13 protein-coding genes and 2 pseudogenes are annotated in these 17867 nt (G+C 66.7%); 5 read left to right on the top strand and 10 right to left on the bottom strand.

All coding sequences use genetic code 11. The features are described 5' to 3' along the window. The first annotated feature begins 418 nt into the window (after positions 1 to 418). The 3 genes from ABIB45_RS10385 (at position 419) to ABIB45_RS10375 (ending at position 4945) form a co-directional block, all read left to right on the top strand. Positions 419 to 706, top strand: a complete 288-nt coding sequence (locus ABIB45_RS10385; RefSeq protein WP_056341443.1) for an HU family DNA-binding protein — start codon at positions 419 to 421, stop codon at positions 704 to 706. Positions 707 to 806: 100 nt separating this feature from the next. Further along, entirely contained in the window at positions 807 to 2960 is a 2154-nt protein-coding gene (locus ABIB45_RS10380; protein ID WP_354215767.1) for a bifunctional copper resistance protein CopD/cytochrome c oxidase assembly protein, read from the top strand. Further along, positions 2957 to 4945, top strand: a complete 1989-nt coding sequence (locus ABIB45_RS10375; protein ID WP_354215766.1) for an NHL domain-containing thioredoxin family protein — start codon at positions 2957 to 2959, stop codon at positions 4943 to 4945. The genes ABIB45_RS10380 and ABIB45_RS10375 overlap by 4 nt, the downstream gene beginning before the upstream one ends. Positions 4946 to 5244: 299 nt before the next feature. Here the strand turns inward: ABIB45_RS10375 and ABIB45_RS10370 are convergent, their stop codons facing one another. The 5 genes and pseudogenes from ABIB45_RS10370 to ABIB45_RS10350 all read right to left on the bottom strand — a co-directional run. Then, positions 5245 to 6237: a hypothetical protein gene (locus ABIB45_RS10370; RefSeq protein WP_354215765.1), complete on the bottom strand. Its 993-nt coding sequence runs from the start codon at positions 6235 to 6237 to the stop codon at positions 5245 to 5247. Positions 6238 to 6365: 128 nt separating this feature from the next. Next, complete coding sequence (locus ABIB45_RS10365; protein ID WP_354215764.1) at positions 6366 to 8042, bottom strand: helicase HerA-like domain-containing protein; 1677 nt, start codon at positions 8040 to 8042, stop codon at positions 6366 to 6368. Between the two features lie 4 nt (positions 8043 to 8046). After that, positions 8047 to 8352 (bottom strand): benzoate/H(+) symporter BenE family transporter, encoded by a 306-nt coding sequence (locus tag ABIB45_RS10360; RefSeq protein WP_354215763.1) that lies wholly within the window; start codon positions 8350 to 8352, stop codon positions 8047 to 8049. Between the two features lie 120 nt (positions 8353 to 8472). Next, the gene (locus tag ABIB45_RS10355; RefSeq protein WP_354215762.1) at positions 8473 to 8619 is read right to left on the bottom strand and encodes a hypothetical protein; all 147 of its coding nucleotides are present in this window, start codon (positions 8617 to 8619) and stop codon (positions 8473 to 8475) included. A gap of 390 nt (positions 8620 to 9009) precedes the next feature. Continuing rightward, positions 9010 to 9489: pseudogene (locus tag ABIB45_RS10350) on the bottom strand (dioxygenase family protein); the annotation flags it as partial. 266 nt (positions 9490 to 9755) lie between these two features. On the opposite strand from ABIB45_RS10350, the gene ABIB45_RS10345 reads away from it, so the two are divergent. Next, on the top strand, positions 9756 to 11171 hold the full coding sequence (locus tag ABIB45_RS10345; protein WP_354215761.1) for an HNH endonuclease signature motif containing protein: 1416 nt from the start codon (positions 9756 to 9758) through the stop codon (positions 11169 to 11171). Between the two features lie 21 nt (positions 11172 to 11192). Here ABIB45_RS10345 and ABIB45_RS10340 read toward each other — a convergent pair. Together ABIB45_RS10340 and ABIB45_RS10335 are read right to left on the bottom strand one after the other, a co-directional pair. Continuing rightward, positions 11193 to 11414 (bottom strand): annotated as a pseudogene (locus ABIB45_RS10340) (ABC transporter substrate-binding protein); the annotation flags it as partial. A 90-nt stretch (positions 11415 to 11504) separates the two neighbouring features. Next, on the bottom strand, positions 11505 to 12206 hold the full coding sequence (locus tag ABIB45_RS10335; RefSeq protein ID WP_354215760.1) for a type 1 glutamine amidotransferase domain-containing protein: 702 nt from the start codon (positions 12204 to 12206) through the stop codon (positions 11505 to 11507). Positions 12207 to 12361: 155 nt separating this feature from the next. Between ABIB45_RS10335 and ABIB45_RS10330 the strand changes: the two genes are divergently transcribed. After that, the gene (locus ABIB45_RS10330; RefSeq protein ID WP_354215759.1) at positions 12362 to 13351 is read left to right on the top strand and encodes an LLM class flavin-dependent oxidoreductase; all 990 of its coding nucleotides are present in this window, start codon (positions 12362 to 12364) and stop codon (positions 13349 to 13351) included. Positions 13352 to 13357: 6 nt separating this feature from the next. Here ABIB45_RS10330 and galK read toward each other — a convergent pair whose 3' ends face one another. Genes galK through ABIB45_RS10315 form a run of 3 tightly spaced genes read right to left on the bottom strand, consistent with a single transcriptional unit; the run spans position 13358 to position 17863 of the window. Then, positions 13358 to 14536: a galactokinase gene (galK, locus tag ABIB45_RS10325; RefSeq protein ID WP_354215758.1), complete on the bottom strand. Its 1179-nt coding sequence runs from the start codon at positions 14534 to 14536 to the stop codon at positions 13358 to 13360. Continuing rightward, complete coding sequence (gene galT / locus ABIB45_RS10320) at positions 14533 to 15645, bottom strand: galactose-1-phosphate uridylyltransferase (RefSeq protein ID WP_354215757.1); 1113 nt, start codon at positions 15643 to 15645, stop codon at positions 14533 to 14535. Before galT ends, galK begins: the two co-directional genes overlap by 4 nt. A gap of 1 nt (position 15646) precedes the next feature. Next, complete coding sequence (locus tag ABIB45_RS10315) at positions 15647 to 17863, bottom strand: alpha-galactosidase (protein ID WP_502909155.1); 2217 nt, start codon at positions 17861 to 17863, stop codon at positions 15647 to 15649. Positions 17864 to 17867 lie beyond the last annotated feature (4 nt).

Below are 17867 nucleotides of genomic sequence, written 5' to 3'. Positions count from 1 at the left end.
GGTGTGGGAGAGTAGGTCACCGCCGGAACACTATTACCGGTCGAGAGCCCCCGAACACCACGTGTCCGGGGGCTCTCCCACGTTAACCACCCACCCACACAACCACCCCCAAAACCCACACACGGACCATGCCGCCGCCCCTGCAACCAGGCGAACCCACCCCAGCCGCCCCGCACCGCCGTCGAACATTCCCGACACCGCGAGAGCGTCCTGCGAATCCGGCAGGAAGTGAGAGAGCGTCCGCTGTGGGCGCAATTCCTCGGCAAACCCTCGAAAATCCGGTGATATAAGTCAAAAAGTCGCGGAAACACGCGGAATTTGCGGACCTCGGCGGCCCAAGCTGGTAAGTTTTCGAACAGTGGCTTGCACGCATTCCGCGTTCAGGCTCCAGAAATCGTGACCGTCCAGGAGGACATCAATGGCTAAGAACCGTAGTGAACTTGTTTCTGAGGTAGCAGGCAAGGCCGGCACCAGCCAGGCAGCCGTCAACTCCGTCCTCGATGCACTGTTCGAGGTTTTCGAGACGTCTGTCGCCGCCGGCGAAAAGATCACCATCCCGGGCTGGCTTGCAGTGGAGCGCACCGACCGTGCTGCCCGCACCGGCCGCAACCCGCAGACCGGCGAGACCATCCAGATCGCAGCAGGCCACAGCGTCAAGCTGACCGCCGGCTCCAAGCTGAAGGCTGCAGTCGCCAAGAAGAAGTAGCCTTCTTCAGCGCCATCAAAGGAGCGGCAACCCGAGGGTTGCCGCTCCTTTTGAGTTAAGCCGATTCGCCGCGTGGGCACCCGTGGCGGACAATGGATAGGTGCCTTCTGTAGCAAAGTCCCGTCCCGCAAAACCCCTACCGGCCCCTGGTAAGGGTGGCACGGCGCCGGGCGCAGGAGCCGTGGGGATTTCCCGGCCCTGGCAGCTTCTGGGGCTGATGGCACTGTTCCTGGGGCTCGTTGCAGCACTCCTCTTCTCCGGCGCAGCCGCTGCCCGTGAAGTTTCGGACCCCGGAGCTTTGGCCCGCTGGGGACTCCCGGTCAGCAAAGCTATCCACAACGTGTCCCTGGCAACGGTCATCGGTGGGCTGATCTTCGCGATCGGGATCCTGCCCCGGACCTCCGGACCGCGCTCCCGTACCCACGATGGCGAAGCCCCCGAACACCAGGCCTTCGCCCGGGCGCTGGCCATAGCGGCCGCCGCCGGCGCCGTCTGGACGCTGTCAGCCATCGCCGTGCTGGTGCTCACCTACTCGGACGTCGCGGGCCAGGGGCTTTCCGGGGACGCTGAGTTCACGCGCGCGCTGGTGTATTTCATGACCGACATCGACACCGGCCGTGCCTGGCTGTCGGTCACCATCATCGGCGCCGTCGTGACCACCGCACTGTTCGGCGTCAGATCCCTTGGTGGCCTCGCGCTCACGCTGATCCTGGCGCTCGGCGGTCTGGTGCCTGCCGCCCTGATCGGGCACTCCTCCAGCTCGTCGGACCATTCGGGAGCCGTCAACTCCCTGGGCCTGCACCTGGTGGGCGTCAGCGTCTGGGTGGGCGGCATCATCCTCTTAGCGCTGCTGTCCGGAATCCTGACTGACCAGAAGCCCGGATCCGGAACAGACATCACCGAACAGACTCTCCGGCGCTTCTCGGCCCTGGCCGGCTTTGCCTTTGTGCTGGTATTCGCCTCGGGCGTCATCAACGCAAGCATCCGCATCACCAACTGGACGGACCTCTTTGGTTCCGCGTACGGCCAGCTCATCCTCGCGAAGTCGACAGCCACCGTGGTCCTGGGCGGAATCGGTTTGATGCACCGGCAGTGGGTCATCCCGCAGCTTGGCCGTAAAGGATCCGCATTGTCCTCCCGGCGGGTGCTGTGGCAGCTGGTGCTGGTGGAGCTCGTCATCATGGGGGCCACCTCGGGCGTCGCCGTCGCCCTCAGCCGTTCGGCACCACCGGAGCCCACCAGGTTTGCACCGGACGCAACTCCAGCCTTTATCCTTTCCGGCTACGAGCTGCCGCCCGAACTGACGCCTGGGCGATGGCTCACCGAGTGGCGCACTGACTGGCTCTGGGTTGCCGTGGCGGTCTTCGCGCTGGTGGCGTACTTCCTCGGCGTAGCCAAGGTCCGGCGGCGCGGCGACAAATGGCAGTGGTTCCGCTCGGTGAACTGGGTGATCGGCCTGCTGGTGCTGACCTACATCACCTCAGGTCCCCCCACGGTGTACGGGATGGTGCTGTTCTCCGCGCACATGGTGGGCCATATGGCGCTGACCATGGTGGCCCCCATCTTCCTGGTGCTCGGCGCTCCGGTGACGTTGGCGCTGCGGGCCCTGCCCGCCCGGGCCGACGGCTCCCGGGGCCTGCGTGAGTGGGTGCTGGTCTTTGTGCACTCCAAGTTCTCGCAAGTGGTGACCCACCCGCTCTTCGCCGCGGCGAACTTCGCTGGCTCCATTGTGCTGTTCTACTTCTCGGACGCCTTCGGCTTTGCGATGCGGGAGCACGTGGGCCACGAGCTGATGAACCTGCACTTCCTGCTCACCGGGTACATCTTCGTGCTGAGCATGATCGGCACGGACCCGTTGCCCCGGCGGGCGCCCTACCCGATGCGGCTGCTCCTTCTGCTGGCGACCATGGCGTTCCATGCCTTCTTCGGCGTGACCATCATGGGCGGAACCACCCTCCTGGCCGCGGACTACTTCGGCAACCTCGGCCGCCCCTGGGGACCGTCCGCCCTCATGGACCAGCAGTTGGGCGGCGCCGTGACGTGGGGCATCGGCGAAGTGCCCACCCTCCTGGTGGCGATCGGCGTCGCCATCATGTGGTCCCGTTCCGATGAACGCGAAAGCCGTCGCACCGATCGCGCAGCGGATAGGAATAACGACGCCGATCTCACTGCTTACAACGATATGTTTGCCAAATTGGCCGAGCGCGATGCCAGATTGGCTGAACGCAACTCAAAGCTGGAAGGACGCTCATGAGCGAAACCGTACGCACCCAACTCCGGGTCCGAGCCTCCGAACTGGTGGGCCGCAACTGGCTTAACACCGGCGGGAAGTCGCTGGACCTCGAAGCCCTGCGCGGCAAGATTGTCCTGCTCGACTTCTGGACGTTCTGCTGCATCAACTGCCTGCACGTCCTCGATGAGTTGCGCCCGCTCGAGGAGAAGTACGCCGACGTCCTGGTCACGGTCGGCGTCCACTCGCCCAAGTTCGAGCATGAGGCAGATCCCGTTGCGCTGGCGGCTGCCGTTGAACGCTACGACATCCACCACCCCGTCCTGGATGATCCCGAGCTGGACACGTGGAAGGCCTACACGGCCCGTGCATGGCCCACTCTTGTGGTCATCGACCCCGAGGGCTACATCGTGGCCCACCTGTCCGGCGAAGGCCACGCCGACGGCCTGGCCGTGCTGATCCCCGAATTGATCGCCGAGCACGAGGTTAAGGGCACGCTGCACCGCGGCTCCGGCCCCTACGTGGCGCCGGAAGCCACGTCGGGCACGCTGCGCTTCCCGGGCAAGGCGCTGTTTCTCCCCGCTGGCCGGGGCACGTCCGACGCCGGGACCCCCGACGCCGGCTCATGGCTGGTCACGGATACCGGCCACCACCGTCTCGTGGAGTTGGGCACCGACTTCCAGACGGTGCTGCGCACCTACGGTTCCGGCACTAAGGGCTACGCCGACGGCCCCGCCGCGGACGTCGACTCCGTCACGCCGACTGCGCAGTTCAACGACCCGCAGGGTCTCGTGCTGCTTCCGGAAGATGTGGCAGCGAAGGCGGGCTACGACGTCGTGATTGCCGACTCCGTCAACCACCGCCTGCGCGGGCTTTCGCTGACGGACGGAACCGCCACCACGCTCGCCGGCAACGGCGTCCAGCGGCTCCTGGAGACGGGCCCCGCACGCGTGGACGAGGACGCCGCCGGGTTCACGGGCCAGCTCAGCGGGCACCCGCTGGAGGTTTCGCTCAGCTCCCCATGGGACGTTGTCTGGTCCACCAAGCTGAACGCCGTGGTGGTCGCCATGGCCGGCACCCACCAGATCTTCAGCCTCGACCCGCTGACCGGTGCTGTGGCCATTGTGGCCGGCAACGGTCTGGAAGGCCTGCTGGACGGCCCGGCCCACGAGGCATGGTTCGCCCAGCCGTCCGGCCTCGCGGAGGATGCTGACGGCAACGTCTGGGTGGCGGACTCCGAAACGTCGGCCCTCCGCAAGCTGGTGATTGACGACGCCGGTACCGTTAGCGTGGAAACGGCCGTCGGCAAGGGGTTGTTCGACTTCGGCTTCCGCGACGGCGACTCGTCCGAGGCCCGCCTGCAGCACCCGCTGGGAGTCACGGTCCTGCCGGACGGATCTGTGGCCATCGCCGACACCTACAACGGCGCCGTGCGCCGCTACGACCCCGCTGCCGGGAAGGTCTCCACGCTGGCGCGGGGCCTGTCGGAACCCTCCGACGTGATTGTGAACCACACGCAGGCAGCTGGGTCCGAGCCGCTGCTGGTGGTGGTGGAGGCCAACAAACACCAGCTCGTCTACGTGCCCATTCCCAAGGAAGCACAGCAGGTGGACGAGGGCGCATCGCAGACCCACAGGCCAAAGAGCCCGGTGGCCCCCGGCCTGCTGGAACTGACCGTCCGCTTCAGCGCGCCCACGGGCCAGAAGCTCGACGACCGCTGGGGTGATCCCACTCAGCTGAAGATCTCGTCCACCCCGCCCGAGCTGCTGGTGGCCGGCGGCGGCACGTCGGTGGGCCTGCTCCGGACGCTGGAACTGGCCTCGGGCATCCCGGAAGGCGTCCTGCACATCACCGCCCGCGCCGCGGCCTGCGACGGTCCCGAGAGCGAGGACGGCGAAATCCCGGACCACGCCGCCTGCCACCTGTACCAGCAGGACTGGGGCATCCCCGTGCTACTGACGGACGACGGCGACACTGAGCTGGTACTGGACCTGCGGGGCATGGACTGACCACCGCCGTCGTGCAGCGTGCCGGAGCGGGCACCCGGCGCAGAATCTTGGGGGTTGCCTCGGCCGCCGCGGCCAAAAATCTGCTTCGCATGACGCCGGCGGCTTTCCGGGTTGGTTGTCCACATACGACGACGGCGGGATGCAGCGGGTGCCCGGGCGGTCCGGGGTGGGGAACTCCTCCAGCCGGACCGCCGGCTGTACCCCCTTCCGACGGCGCCAGCGGAGTTGGTGGGTCTGCGGCGGAACCGCGAAGTCCTCACATGTGTGAGGGCGGCACCCCACTATGGGTGGGCACGGCCCTAATAGCTCAGGAGCGGGGTGACCTTGATGGTGTCGCCGTCGACGTCCAGACGGGTAGTGAAGCTGAAGTCCACCTCTTCGTTGAGCGGGAACCATGCGCCGGTGAAGGAGCTCTGCTGGACGGCCTCCACCCGGGCCTTGCCATCGAGGGGAGCAACAACCCAGCGGCCATCAAAGGGTTCGATGGCAATCTCCGGGTACTCCGTAATGGTCCATTTGATGGTGCCGTCGTCCACGTTGTTGGTGCTGGCGAAGTAGAAGGGGCAGTCCGGCTGCAGCTTTTGCTGTTTCACGGCTTCGGCGGCGCAGCCGTCCAGGAACTTCTGCACGCTCTGACCCACGTCCTTCCGGAGCTGCTCGGTGGCCTCGGTCAGCAGGTTCAACGGTGCTGCCGGAGCATCGCGGGACGTTATGGTGGCGCGGGTGGCAGGTGCGGCGAAGTATTCACCGTTGAGGGATGCTTCATATTCGCCCGGATAGAACACGGCGAAGGAGTTCTGGCCTGCAGGCATGTTCACCGGGACGCCGTTGAGGTTCGCTGCACGGGCGTTGACCACTGTGACGCCCACGGTGGGGAGCCGCGACGGCACAAAGGCCCAGGTGTTGAAAAACAGCCATTCCGTGCCGGTCCGCTCCAGCAGGAAATCGGTGCGCAGCCGGCTGCCGTCGATCGTGTATTGCACCGGAACCATGACCTGGTTATTCGGGCGGTCCTCGGGCTCGTTGATGATGATGTTTGCCAGGCGCGAGGCAGCGGTCTGTAGCGCCGTCCCGTCCAGCATGGCGGCGTTGCCGGGCGGCACAGTGGCGCGGAGAAGGCCCATGGCCTTGCCGCCGTCGCCCTCGCGTAGTGCGTCCAGATATTCGCGGACCGGCTGCTGCGGACTTGCCACGGTATTGTTCACCACGTTGACGCCCACAATTGCAGCGGCCACGGCAAGCATAAGGCCCAGCAGCCACCCGGCCGCTATCCTCACCAACGCTTGACTCATCTGCACGCCCCTTACGTTACCTGTAAGGCCGCTGAACATGGGTGTAGAAGCCACTCCTCCTGAGGGGAGGGGTGGCTCTCCTGACGCCCGACGGCGGAGGTACAGGGTGGGTCATCGCCAAGTTTTGCCTAACGGCGGCGCCGGGACGAGGTGCCGAACACGCCGCGGAGCAGCTCGCGGCCGAGCTGGGTACCCATTGACCGGACCATGCTCTTGAGTCCGCCGCCCAAGGCTCCGCTAAGTGCGCCAGCGAGATCGCCCGCCATCCCGCCACCGGACTGTGCCGGTTCGGGTGCCCGCTGCGCGCGCGCCCTCTCAGGGGCGGACACACGGTCCGGGACCGGTGCAGGACGGCTGCTGGGCCGGCCGAGGATCTCCGCCTCGATCCGGCGGCCTTCGGCGTCGACGTCGGACTGGCCGGTCCCCGCGGCTGCGTCTCCGGTGGGCGCGGCGCCCTTGCCCGTGAGTTTTTCGTAGGCGGAGACGTTGTCCACGGCGGTCCCGTACTTGGGGAGCAGCGCCGACCCGGCCACACTGCTCGTGATGAGCTCGTCCGTGCTGGGGCCCATCATGGATTCCGGCGCACGCAGGCGGGTGAGGGCCACCGGCGTCGGCGCACCCTTTTCATTCATGACGGTGATGACAGCCTCGCCGATTCCCGCGGACGTGAGGGTTTCCTCGAGGTTGTAGTCGCTGACCGGGAAGGTGGAAACGGTGGCTTTCAGGGCCTTGGCATCCTCGGGCGTGAACGCGCGGAGGGCGTGCTGGATGCGGTTGGCCAGCTGGCCAAGGACGTCCGCTGGCACGTCCTTGGGGGTCTGGGTGACAAAGAAGATCCCAACGCCTTTGGACCGGATTAGCCGGACAGTAGTGGTGATGGCGTTCAGGAAGGCTTTGGACGCGCCGTTGAAGAGCAGGTGGGCCTCGTCCAGGAAAAACACGAGCTTGGGCTTGTCCAGGTCGCCGGCTTCGGGCAGGTCCTCGAACAAGTCAGCCAGCAGCCACATCAGGAACGTGGAGAACAGCATCGGTTTGGTCTGCAGCGTGGGGAGCTCCAGGCAGGTCACCACGCCGCGGCCGTCCGGGGCGGTCCGGAGCAGCTCGGCGGTATCAAACTCCGGCTCGCCGAAGAACGGCTCCAGGCCCTGCGCCTCCAGGTTCACCAGTTCACGAAGGATAACCCCCGCAGTGGCCTTGGACAGGCCGCCCAGTTCCTCCAACTCATCCTTGCCTTCGTCCGAGGTGAGGAACTGGATGACGGCGCGGAGGTCCTTGAGGTCGATCAGCTCAAGGTTGTTTTTGTCCGCAAAGTGGAAGACCAGCTGCAGGCTGGATTCCTGGGTGTCGTTAAGCTCCATGACCCGGGAGAGCAGGATGGGGCCAAACGAGGTGATGGTGGCGCGGACCGGAATGCCGTTGCCGTCTCCGCCCAGGGCCAGGAACTCCACCGGGTAGGTCTTGCCGGCCCAGGCCTGGCCGATGCTGTCAGTGCGTGCCTTCAGTTTGTCGCTGCCGGCCGCGGCTGTTGCCAGGCCGGAAAGGTCGCCCTTGATGTCCGCCAGGAAGACGGGAACGCCGGCCGCGGACAGCTGCTCTGCCATCATGTGCAGCGTGACGGTCTTGCCGGTGCCGGTGGCGCCGGCCACCAGGCCGTGCCTGTTCATCATGGACAGCGGCAGCCGGACCTGGGCTTCCTTGTGAAGTTCGCCGTCGACAATGGCGGCACCGAGCGCGATGGTGGCACCTTCCAGGTTGTAGCCCTTCTGGATGGTGGCAAGCTTTTCTGCAGTGGTTTTGTTGGCCATGCCGCTAGCTTAGCGGTGCGCGTGTCAGCTTGGCTTTAAAACCTGCATGGTCCGCGCGCTCGAGCACTCGGGACACCGCGTAGCCAATAACTAGGCCCCAGAACGCTGGGTGGATGTTGAACAGGCTCATGCAAGACATGGTCACAACAAATGTCACCAGGGACCCCAAGGTGAACGTGGTGGCGAAAGCGGTCACAAAGGCTTGCTGGAGAGCGCGCAGCATGGCCAGGACGCCGAATACCACGGCAGCTGTGTACTGGCGCTGTCTGGTTCCTGAGGAGGTCATGAGGGCGTTGGTAGTACCGGTCACACCGGCTGAGACAGCGCCGCAGCCAGCATTGAGCAACGAAAACGCGCCCGAATCGATGGCGAAGACGTTGACCGCCGGATGGTGGCCGGCGGCACGGAGAACCGCGATCCTTTGGCTGTTCTAAAAGAGCAGCAGGGTGAGGGCCAGGGGAAGAACCAGCTCGAGCTGGGCAGCCCAGGTGAACTCGGGAAGGGTGAAGGCCGGGGCGGCCAGAATGGGTCCGCCTTCTTGGAGGAAAATTGGCCACTTGCCGCGACGGCTGGTCACCCAACTGCAAGGGTGCCGAGCATCGGGGGAAGGAACCGCCCAAGGACGGGCACTTCGGTAAGTCCTCCCGCCGCCCCAACGGCCAGCGTAACGGCTATCGGGCGGGATGCGGAGAAGATGAGGCCGATCACCCCATTGGAAACATACGGCAAGCCCAGGTCACGGAGGACCTCGCGCGAGCCGGCGGGGCGAACACCCGGGCGTTCCAGCAGGGTTCAGCTACGCGAGCCGCAATGGCTCCCACGCGGCCGACGGCGGATGGGTCCTGACGGGATGGCGGCGTTTGAGCTCCTGGCGACGGCGGCAAAATACAGGCGCCCCGGAGTTTGCACTCCAGGGCGCCTTCGGGTGCGGGGCCGAAACGCCGGCACCGACTGTTAGCAGTGGTCCTTACTTGTGCCGGCCTTCTTTGGCGAGGACGTAGTCGTAGATCACTTCTTCGCCAGCCCCGCCATCCGTACGCGGCTTGGGGTCCAGCATCAGGTCGGCCTTGACTGCCGAGGCGATGTATTCGGCGTTGTGCGGGTCACCGGGGAAGTACAGCTGCTGGGTGACGGGCTGGAAGCCGGGCGCGGAGACCTTGATGTGGATGTGCGCCGGGCGCCAAGCGTGCCAGCCCGCCGCGCTGATCAGCTGTCCGCAAGCCCCGTCCGTGGGAATCTGGTAGGGCGCCGGGCGCATCGTGTTGATTTCGAAGCGCCCGTCGTCGTTTGCCTTGACCGTGGCGCGGAAGAGCCAGTCGGGGAGGCCCGGTGCGTACTGGGAGTAGAACCCGGCGGCGTCCGCATGCCAGATCTCCACTTGGGCATTCTGGATGGCGTTGCCCTCAGGGTCCGTGAAGCGGCCGGTGAAGCGCAGCGGCGTGCTCTCCAGGGACAGGACCGGCTCCTGACCCCGATGACGGCGGCGGGGAGGGTACCGCCGTCGCCCCTTCCGGTACTGTCAGGCTGCAGCTGACGGTGTGGGAGCAGCAGCTGTAGTAACCCCCGGTCTGTGCAGGGTGCCGCGGGACTTTGGGTCCCAGCCGCGACCTTTGAGAACTCCCTTGATACGTTGCGCCCTTGAATGTCAGACCCTCCACCTAGGCTGGAAATATCCGGAAGGGAAGCTTGGCAGCGAGAGAAGGAGGGGGCGGCGTGGAGGTTCAGACATTCGTAACAGATGACGACACATGGGTTCCGGCCGTCGACTTCACGGACCAGAAGGATTCGCTGCTGCTCGGCACCGTGAGCTTTCCGCTTCCCTCCTTCCTCACGGCCGACGGCGCCCTCCGCCTGGTGGAGTCCGCTGACCGGCTGATCGCCTGGGCGACGTCCTTGAAAGTGCGGGGGCTGGCGCGGGTGGAAGAAGCGATTGGCGAAGAATCTCCGCGTCGGCAAGAGAACCAGCCCACGCGGTTTGGCGGGCACGAGGCCCACGCACTTGCTGTCACCGAAGTGGCCACAACCAGTGCCGTCTCGGAGGGCGCTTCCGCGCGTTCCTTGAATGAAGCCGCGGATTTCACCACATCCCGCTGGCAGGTCCTTGAAGCCATTGAAGCGGGGGAGATCTCCTCTGCGCACGCCCGGATTATTCAGAACCTTGCCCGTTCCCTCCCGGACGAGCCGGCAGAGACCTTCATCAACATGGCCCTGCAGCGCGTCCGGACGCGGCACGGCCGCCGCCGCGCCCCCTCCGAGCTGCGCGCATGCCTGCGGCGGCTGCACGAGAGTCTTGATCCTGAAAGCCCGACGGCTCGGAAGGCGGCTGCCCACCGTGAGCGCGGCGTATGGTTCTCGCCTGAGCCGGACGGCATGTGCACCCTCAGTGCTTATCTTTCAGCTGAGGCCGGGCTGGCCATCTTCAACGGGCTCGATCACGATGCCCGCGTTACCAGCCTGCGGGCTGCAGAGTCCGAGGCCCAGCCTGGTGCCGGAGCCGGAGCCGGAGCCGATTCCCGCACACTGTCCGAGCTCCGTGCTGATGCTCTGGTGCAGCGCCTTTTGGGCCCATCTGACGGCGCGGATGCCGGGGCCTTCCGGCCTGAGGTGGTTGTGACCATTCCCGTCGAACTGGCCCTGGCGAGTGACGCCGCAAGTGCCGCCACGGCCGCGACGGCTGAACTCGAAGGCTACGGGCCCATCGATGCGGCCACCGCCCGACGCCTTGCGGCCCTTGCACCAGGCTGGCAACGCGTTTTCACCGACTACGCCACCGGCCAGGCACTGGGGGTGGGCCGAACGGCGTACCGCCCACCGATGGCACTGCGCCGGTACCTGCATAACCGCGACGGGACGTGTCGATTTCCTGGCTGCACGCGTCGTGCCACTGCTTGCGAGCCCGACCACTCCATCGAGTGGCAGGACGGTGGGGCAACCGATGCCGATAACCTGGCGATGCTCTGCCGCAGGCACCACGCGCTTAAGTCAGTCGGCGCCTGGGCGTACAAACATGCATCCCCAACGGGAGAGCTCAAGTGGTGTTCGCCTCTGGGCCGCACCTACAGCACCGACCCAGCCAGCATTGGTCGAGCCCTCCACACGCCCAAGCCGCCGAAACCTCCGCCGTTCTAGGATTGCCTGGTTTTGGGTTTGCTTCTTGGGCAGGCCTGCCGGGTTCAGCTCGGACTTTTGGGCGGCCTCCGAATAGAGGCCCCAGCGGTCCAGGGTTTCGGCGTAGCTGCCGTCTCCGATGATCGTGTTCAGCGCTGCCTGGGCAGCGGCGGCCAGTCCGTTGCCCTTCTGCGTGGTGAAGGCGATTTTGGCGGTCAGCGGCCAGCCGCCGTTCAGCGTGCCCACTTCCTTGGTCTTGCCGTCCGGGGGCGAGACCCTCGTCCTTGCCGTAACGGCGGTTCACGGGGCGTCAGGGGCGGTCACAAAAGGCAGGTTGATGCTGCCGTTACGGCCTTAGCCCGCCAGGGCCTTGATGACTTCCTTCGCCACGTCCTCACTGGACTGCGGGTTCTGGCCGGTGATGAGGTTGCGGTCGCGGACCGCGTTGGAGCTCCATGCGGCAGCGTTCTCAATCACCGCGCCCTTGTCCCGCAGTGCATCCTCAACCAGCCAGGGCGTGTTCTCTCCGGTGCCGCCGTTCAGTTCCTCCTCGTTCGTGAAAACGGTGAGGCGGCGGCCTGCGAAGGCGAAGGAGCCGTCGTCGAGCGTTGCACTGAGCAGCCCGGCGGGGCCGTGGCAGAACGGTGCGATGACCTTCCCGTCCCGGTCGGCGGCAAGCAGGAGGCGGCCAAGGTCGGCGTCCTTGTAGAGGTCGGTCATGGGGCCGTGCCCACCTGGTAGAACGACGGCATCGTAGGCGCTGATGTCGACGTCGGCCAGCACCAACGGAGCTGAAAGCTCGGCGTCGATTGTGGCGAGGTACTGCCGGAAACCGTCCGCGCGCTCCTGGCCTCCAGCTGAGTCGGGCGCCAAGCTGACCTGGTCCACCGTGGGCTTCGCTCCGCCCGGCGTGGCGATGTGGACGGCGTGGCCCGCCGCGCGAAGCGTCTGATGCGAGACCACCAGTTCTTCCGCCCAGTAGCCGGTGGGGTGTTCGCTGCCGTCCTTCATCGTGAGGGAATCGGCTGCCGATACAACCATCAGGATATTTGCCATCTGTTGATCTCCTGTCCGTGCGCCGCAGAAATAGCTTGGTAGAAATAACCTGGACGCCGCCGTCGTTATTCACAAGTGTGCGCGCTGCACTCCGGCGTGCCCACCCCCTACGCAACACACTCCCTGCGCAACGCATTTGAAAGGCCGGCACCGACGTGACGCTCCCCCTCTCCATCCTTGACCTGGCAACCATCGGCAAAGGCCAGACGGCGGCGGAAAGCTTCGCCGGCAGCGTGGCAATGGCGCAGCGGGCAGAGGAGCTCGGATACCGGCGGATCTGGTACGCCGAGCACCACAACATGTCCGCCATCGCATCGTCCGCCACCAGCGTGCTGATCGCGCACGTGGCTGCGCACACCAACACCATCAGGCTCGGTGCCGGCGGAGTCATGCTGCCCAACCACTCGCCCCTGACCATCGCCGAGCAGTTTGGCACCCTGGAGACGCTGCACCCGGACCGGATCGACCTTGGCCTGGGCCGCGCTCCCGGCAGCGACCAGAACACCATGCGCGCCTTGCGCCGGGACCCGATGTCCGCGGACAGCTTCCCGCAAGACGTCCTGGAACTGCAGGGCTACCTCACCGGCCCTACCCGGATCCAGGGCGTCGAGGCCACGCCCGGCAAAGGCACCAATGTGCCGCTTTATATCCTGGGCTCATCGCTGTTTGGCGCCCGCCTGGCTGCCCAGCTGGGCCTGCCGTACGCGTTCGCCTCGCACTTCGCCCCCAATGCGCTGCAGGACGCAGTGGCGCTGTACCGCCGCGAATTCAAGCCGTCCGCCCAGCTCGAGGCCCCGCATGTGATTGCCGGCGTGAACGTCATCGCTGCCGATTCCGCAGCCGAAGCACAGGAAGCTTTCCGGGCCACCCTGCGCTCGCGGGTAGGACTGTTCTTCGGCGGCGGCCGGGAGTTCACCGACGACGAAGCGGATATGATCCTGGACTCCCCGCAGGGCCAGCACGTCTCGCAGATGGTGAAGTACTCGGCCATCGGTACCCCGGACGCGGTGATCGATTACCTTGACGGGTTCGCCAAGCACTCCGACGCCGACGAACTCATTGTGGCGCACCAGAACACCGGCACCGAGGCGCGGATCCGCTCGGTGGAGCTGCTCGCGGAGGTTGCCGGGCTCGCCCGGGTCTAGCCGCGGCTATTCCTCCCTTCGGGCGCCGGCCGAGGCGCTGACGGGAAATATGTTGGGGGCAGTGAAGCTTGCACGGGCGAATTGCCGGGCGATTCCGTCCCGGATCCTGGCCGCGTCGTGGTTGCGGACAAGGGCTATCGCAGCCCCGCCGAAACCGCCGCCGGTCATGCGGGCGCCGAGGGCGCCGAGGGACTGTGCGGCGGAGACGGCCAGATCCAGTTCAGGTGTGGAAATTTCAAAGTCGTCGCGCATGGACACATGCGATTCGTTGAGGAACGCTCCGACGGCGGCGGGGCCTTCCGCCCGCAAGGCAGCGACGGTGTCCAGCACCCGCTGGTTCTCGGTGACGACATGGCGGACCCGTCGGAAGGTCTCTCCACCCAGCACCCCGGCTGCACGGGGAAGGTCCTCGGGGCCGAGCGCGCGGAGGCTGGAGACGCCCATTGTCTCGGCACCGTCCTCGCAGGACCGGCGGCGGCTGGCATAGCCGCCGTCGGCGTGCGAGTGACTCGTGCGGGTGTCGATGACGAGCAGCCCGAGCTCTGCGGCAGCAAAGCCAAGCGGAACCCTTTCTGCCAGCAGGCTCTTGCAGTCCAGCAGGATGCCGTGGTCCGGCTCGCCCAGCAGCGAAGCAGACTGGTCCATGATGCCGGTCGGGGCGCCGACGACCCGATTTTCGGCCAGCTGTCCGATTCGGGCCAGCTCCTGCCGGCTCAGCCCCAGCCCCCAGAGCTCGTTCAGCGCCAGGGCCGCGGCGCACTCGACGGCGGCCGAGGACGACAGCCCCGCTCCGGCCGGGACATCCGAACTGAGGGCAAGGTCGATACCGGTCAGCCGGGCGACGGGGGTACCTTTTCCGCCCGCAACTTGTGACATGGCCCAGGCAACCCCCAGGGGGTACGCGGCCCAGCCCTGCAGGGTGTCCGGGTCCAGCTCGTCTAGACTGACCTCCACAATGCTGGGGAACGAGCCGCTAGCGACGCGCAGCCGGCGGTCTCCGCGGACGCTGGCCGCGGCGGTCGTCCGCTTTTCGATCGCAATCGGGAAGACAAAACCGTGGTTGTAATCCGTGTGCTCGCCGATGAGGTTGACTCGCCCCGGAGCAGACCACAGACCCTTCGGCGGGTGGCCGAACTGGCTGGTAAAGAAGTCGCGTCCCCGCTGGGAGAGTTCGGTCCTGGTCATACGGCGTCTTCCTTGTCAATGGCGGCCCGAAGCCGGGCCGCGGCGGTCTCGGGAGGGATGTCGGCGATGAACGCCCCCATCGCCGCTTCGGATCCGGCCAAGTACTTGAGCTTGTTCTCTTCCCGCCGCGGCGATGTCAGCTGCAGCATCAGCCGGACGTCCTCCCGGTGGGCGTTGACAGGGGCCTGATGCCACGCCGAGATGTAGGGGGTCGGCGTCGCGTAGAGGGCGTCAACGCCGCGCAGGAGCCGGCCATACAGCCGGGAGAACTCGTCGCGTTCCTCGGTGGTGGTGGCTGCCAGATCGGGGACGTGCCGGTGCGGCAGGACGTGGACCTCCAGAGGCCAGCGCGCCGCGAACGGTACAAATGCTGTCCAGTGCTCGCCCCTGAGCAGTACCCGCCCGGATTTCTGCTCGAAGCTGAGGATGTCCTCGAACAGGGTGCCGCCGTAATTCCCGATCGTGCGGATCAGCTGGGCGGTGCGGGGGGTGATGTACGGATAAGCGTAGATCTGGCCGTGCGGATGGTGCAGCGTCACGCCGATCGCCTCGCCGCGGTTCTCGAAGGGAAAGACCTGCTGGACCCCCGGCAGCGCGGACAGTGCCGCCGTCCGGTCGGCCCAGGCCTCCACCACTGTCCGCATCCGGGAGAGGGATACTCCGGCGAGGGATCCCGTATGTTCGGGCGAGAAGCACACGACTTCGCAGCGACCCACTGACTGCCGGCTGCGTCCGAGGCCGATCCTGGCCAGATCATCGAGGCCTTCCGGTGCTCCGTGGGCGGCCAGACCGGGGCCGAAGGACGGGGACTTGTTTTCGAAGACGGCCACATCGTACGGGCTGGGGACTTCAGAGGGGTTGTCCGGCGACGCCGGGGCCAGCGGGTCCAGATGCGAGGGCGGCAGGACCACCCGGTTCTGCCGGGCTGCCGCGATCGAGATCCACTCGCCGGTCAGGACATCCTGGCGCATGGTGGCGGTGGGCGGCCGGACGGCCGGATCACGGAGGTCTGGTCCGCGCAGCGGCGAGAGCACCGTGTCGGCGTCGTCGAAGTAGATGAGGTCCCGTCCGTCGGAGAGCTTGTAGGCACGCTTCGTGATCTGGTCCATGCTAGGAGTTCCCTACCCGGCGGACGGCCAGGAGTACGCCGTGTTCGGGGTTGAGCACCGGCATCGGGAGACCGGACGCTGCCAGGAAACGGCCGGTAGCTTCGATGCCGGTGCTTAGCCAGGCCGGCGGCACGGCCTGCATGAAAGCGCGTCCGTCGTCAGGCGCGGGGTAGACGGCCTCCACCCGGTAACGGCCTTCGGGGTGCAGCGCCGGAAGGCAGACCCGCCCGGGGACTTCGGCGAACGACGTCGACACGGACACCAGCGCGTAGAGGGCTTCGCTGCCATCGTGGGCGACGACGCCATGCAGCCGGAGCCCCGGATCGGGCTCGTCGGCCCGCACCATTCGCCCGCTGTGCAGCAGGGGACGGTACTGCTTGAACAGCGCGACCGCCCGCTCGAGCTCTTCACGCTCAGTGGGGTCGAGCTGCCGGACATCCCATTCAAGGCCGAAGTGGCCAAACATTGCGGTGATCGCCCGGAACGAGAGATCGTGGGTGCGCGCGGTGGTGTGGCTCGTGGTAGGTCCGATATGCGATCCGACGAGCTCCGGCGGCACCACCATTCCGGTCCAGCGCTGGATGGTCTGCCGTTCCAGGGCGTCGTTGCAGTCTGACCCCCAGACCCGGTCCGTGCGTTCCAGGATGCCGAGATCTACGCGGGCGCCCCCTGATGAGCAGCTTTCAATCTCGACCCCGGGGTGGGCTCTGCGCAGTTCGTCCAGAAGCCGATAGACAGCCCGGGTCTGGGCATGGACCGAAGGCCGGCCGGCGTGGCCCATCTCGGTCAGGTCCCGGTTCTGGTCCCATTTGAGGTAGCTGATCCGGTTCTCTCGCAGGAGGGCATCGAGCCGGTCGAAGATATACTGCCAGGCGTCGGGGTTGACCAGGTCGAGAACCTGCTGGTGCCGCCACCGTTCCGGCAGCCCGCCGTCCGTGCCGCCCACGGCGCGCGGGGCTGGCCCTGCGATCCAGCCAGGGTGTGCTCGGGCGAGATCCGAGTCCTCGTTGATCATCTCCGGTTCCACCCACAGGCCGAACTCCATGCCGAGGCCGGTCACCGCGTCGATCAGCGGCGTGAGGCCATCGGGCCAGATCTGCTCATCGACATACCAGTCGCCGAGACCCGCGGTGTCGTTGCGCCGGCCGCGGAACCAGCCGTCGTCGAGCACGTAGCGTTCAACGCCCAGGCTGGCGGCGGACTGGGCAAGTTCCAGCAGGGCCGGCAGCCGGTGGTCGAAATACACCGCCTCCCAGACGTTCAGAACCACTGGGCGAGGCTTGCCCGATGCCGCACCCGGGTGGTGCGGCCGGCCGCGGAACCAGGTGTAGAAAGCTTCGGTGATGCCGTCCAGGCCGGCGTCGGAGTAGGCGGCAAACAACCATGGGGTCTCGTAGTGGGCGTTCGGTGCCAGGCTGATTTCCGCCGATCCGAGCAGCTCCGCCGCGCCGATGACGGTCCGGCCGTCGCCGGCAGTGTCGACGAAACTCTCGTGGTTGCCGCTCCAGCCCAGGTGGACGGCCCACACTTGGCCGTGGCGGTACCCGAACCCGGCCGTGCCGGCGGCGAGCAGGAGTGCGGAGTCATGCCCGGTACGGCCGTGCCGGCCCGACCGGACCCAGGTGCCCTGATGCAACGGAAGGCGCTGGGGATGGGACTCCCGGCACCAGCGGCCGGTCAGGTCAAGAATTTCCGTTGCGGCGCGGCCCACCGGCAGCACCGCCGCCAGCTCCTCGACGACGTAGGTGCCCGGTCCATCGTTCGTCAGCGAGTGGCGGAGCTGAAGCAGGCCGCCGTCGCTGATCCGAATCTCGGTGCGGACCGTGATGCCGGCGTCGGGGTCGATCTGGGTGATGCCGGCAGAGCCGGCGTCACCCGGGTCAGCTGCGGCGGTCGCCAGCCGGAGCCGGGAGGAGTAAGCCCCGACGTTTCGGTAGCCGCGGAGTCCCGGACGCCCGCGCCAGCCCGAGGACGCCTGCGGGATCAGGCCAAGGGTCACCGGGGTGTCCAGAGCCGAGTGCGGCACGGGGTCACGCAGCAGCGAAATGTCGGGCAGGTCCGGGCCGAGGTCGGCGCCGAAGTGCAACAAAGCCGGTTCGCCAGTGCTGAAATCGATGAGCAGCGCCGTGCCCGAGCGTCGCAGGTACAGCGGCTCCGGGGGCAGGCCGAATCCTGCGGTAAGGGGTTCCGGGGCAAGGTTCAGGTCCGGGTTGTTCACTGCA

Origin of the sequence: Arthrobacter sp. UYCo732 (assembly GCF_040547265.1) — a bacterium.
Classification (GTDB): domain Bacteria; phylum Actinomycetota; class Actinomycetes; order Actinomycetales; family Micrococcaceae; genus Arthrobacter.
This window is presented reverse-complemented; position numbering and strand designations above follow the sequence as displayed.

Coding starts and splice junctions, on each gene's coding strand:
- galK (WP_354215758.1), bottom strand. CDS start 14,536: ATGACCAGGACCGAACTCTCCCAGCGGGGACGCGACTTCTTTACCAGC.
- ABIB45_RS10375 (WP_354215766.1), top strand. CDS start 2,957: ATGAGCGAAACCGTACGCACCCAACTCCGGGTCCGAGCCTCCGAACTG.
- ABIB45_RS10365 (WP_354215764.1), bottom strand. CDS start 8,042: ATGGCCAACAAAACCACTGCAGAAAAGCTTGCCACCATCCAGAAGGGC.
- ABIB45_RS10385 (WP_056341443.1), top strand. CDS start 419: ATGGCTAAGAACCGTAGTGAACTTGTTTCTGAGGTAGCAGGCAAGGCC.
- galT (WP_354215757.1), bottom strand. CDS start 15,645: ATGGACCAGATCACGAAGCGTGCCTACAAGCTCTCCGACGGACGGGAC.
- ABIB45_RS10370 (WP_354215765.1), bottom strand. CDS start 6,237: ATGAGTCAAGCGTTGGTGAGGATAGCGGCCGGGTGGCTGCTGGGCCTT.
- ABIB45_RS10335 (WP_354215760.1), bottom strand. CDS start 12,206: ATGGCAAATATCCTGATGGTTGTATCGGCAGCCGATTCCCTCACGATG.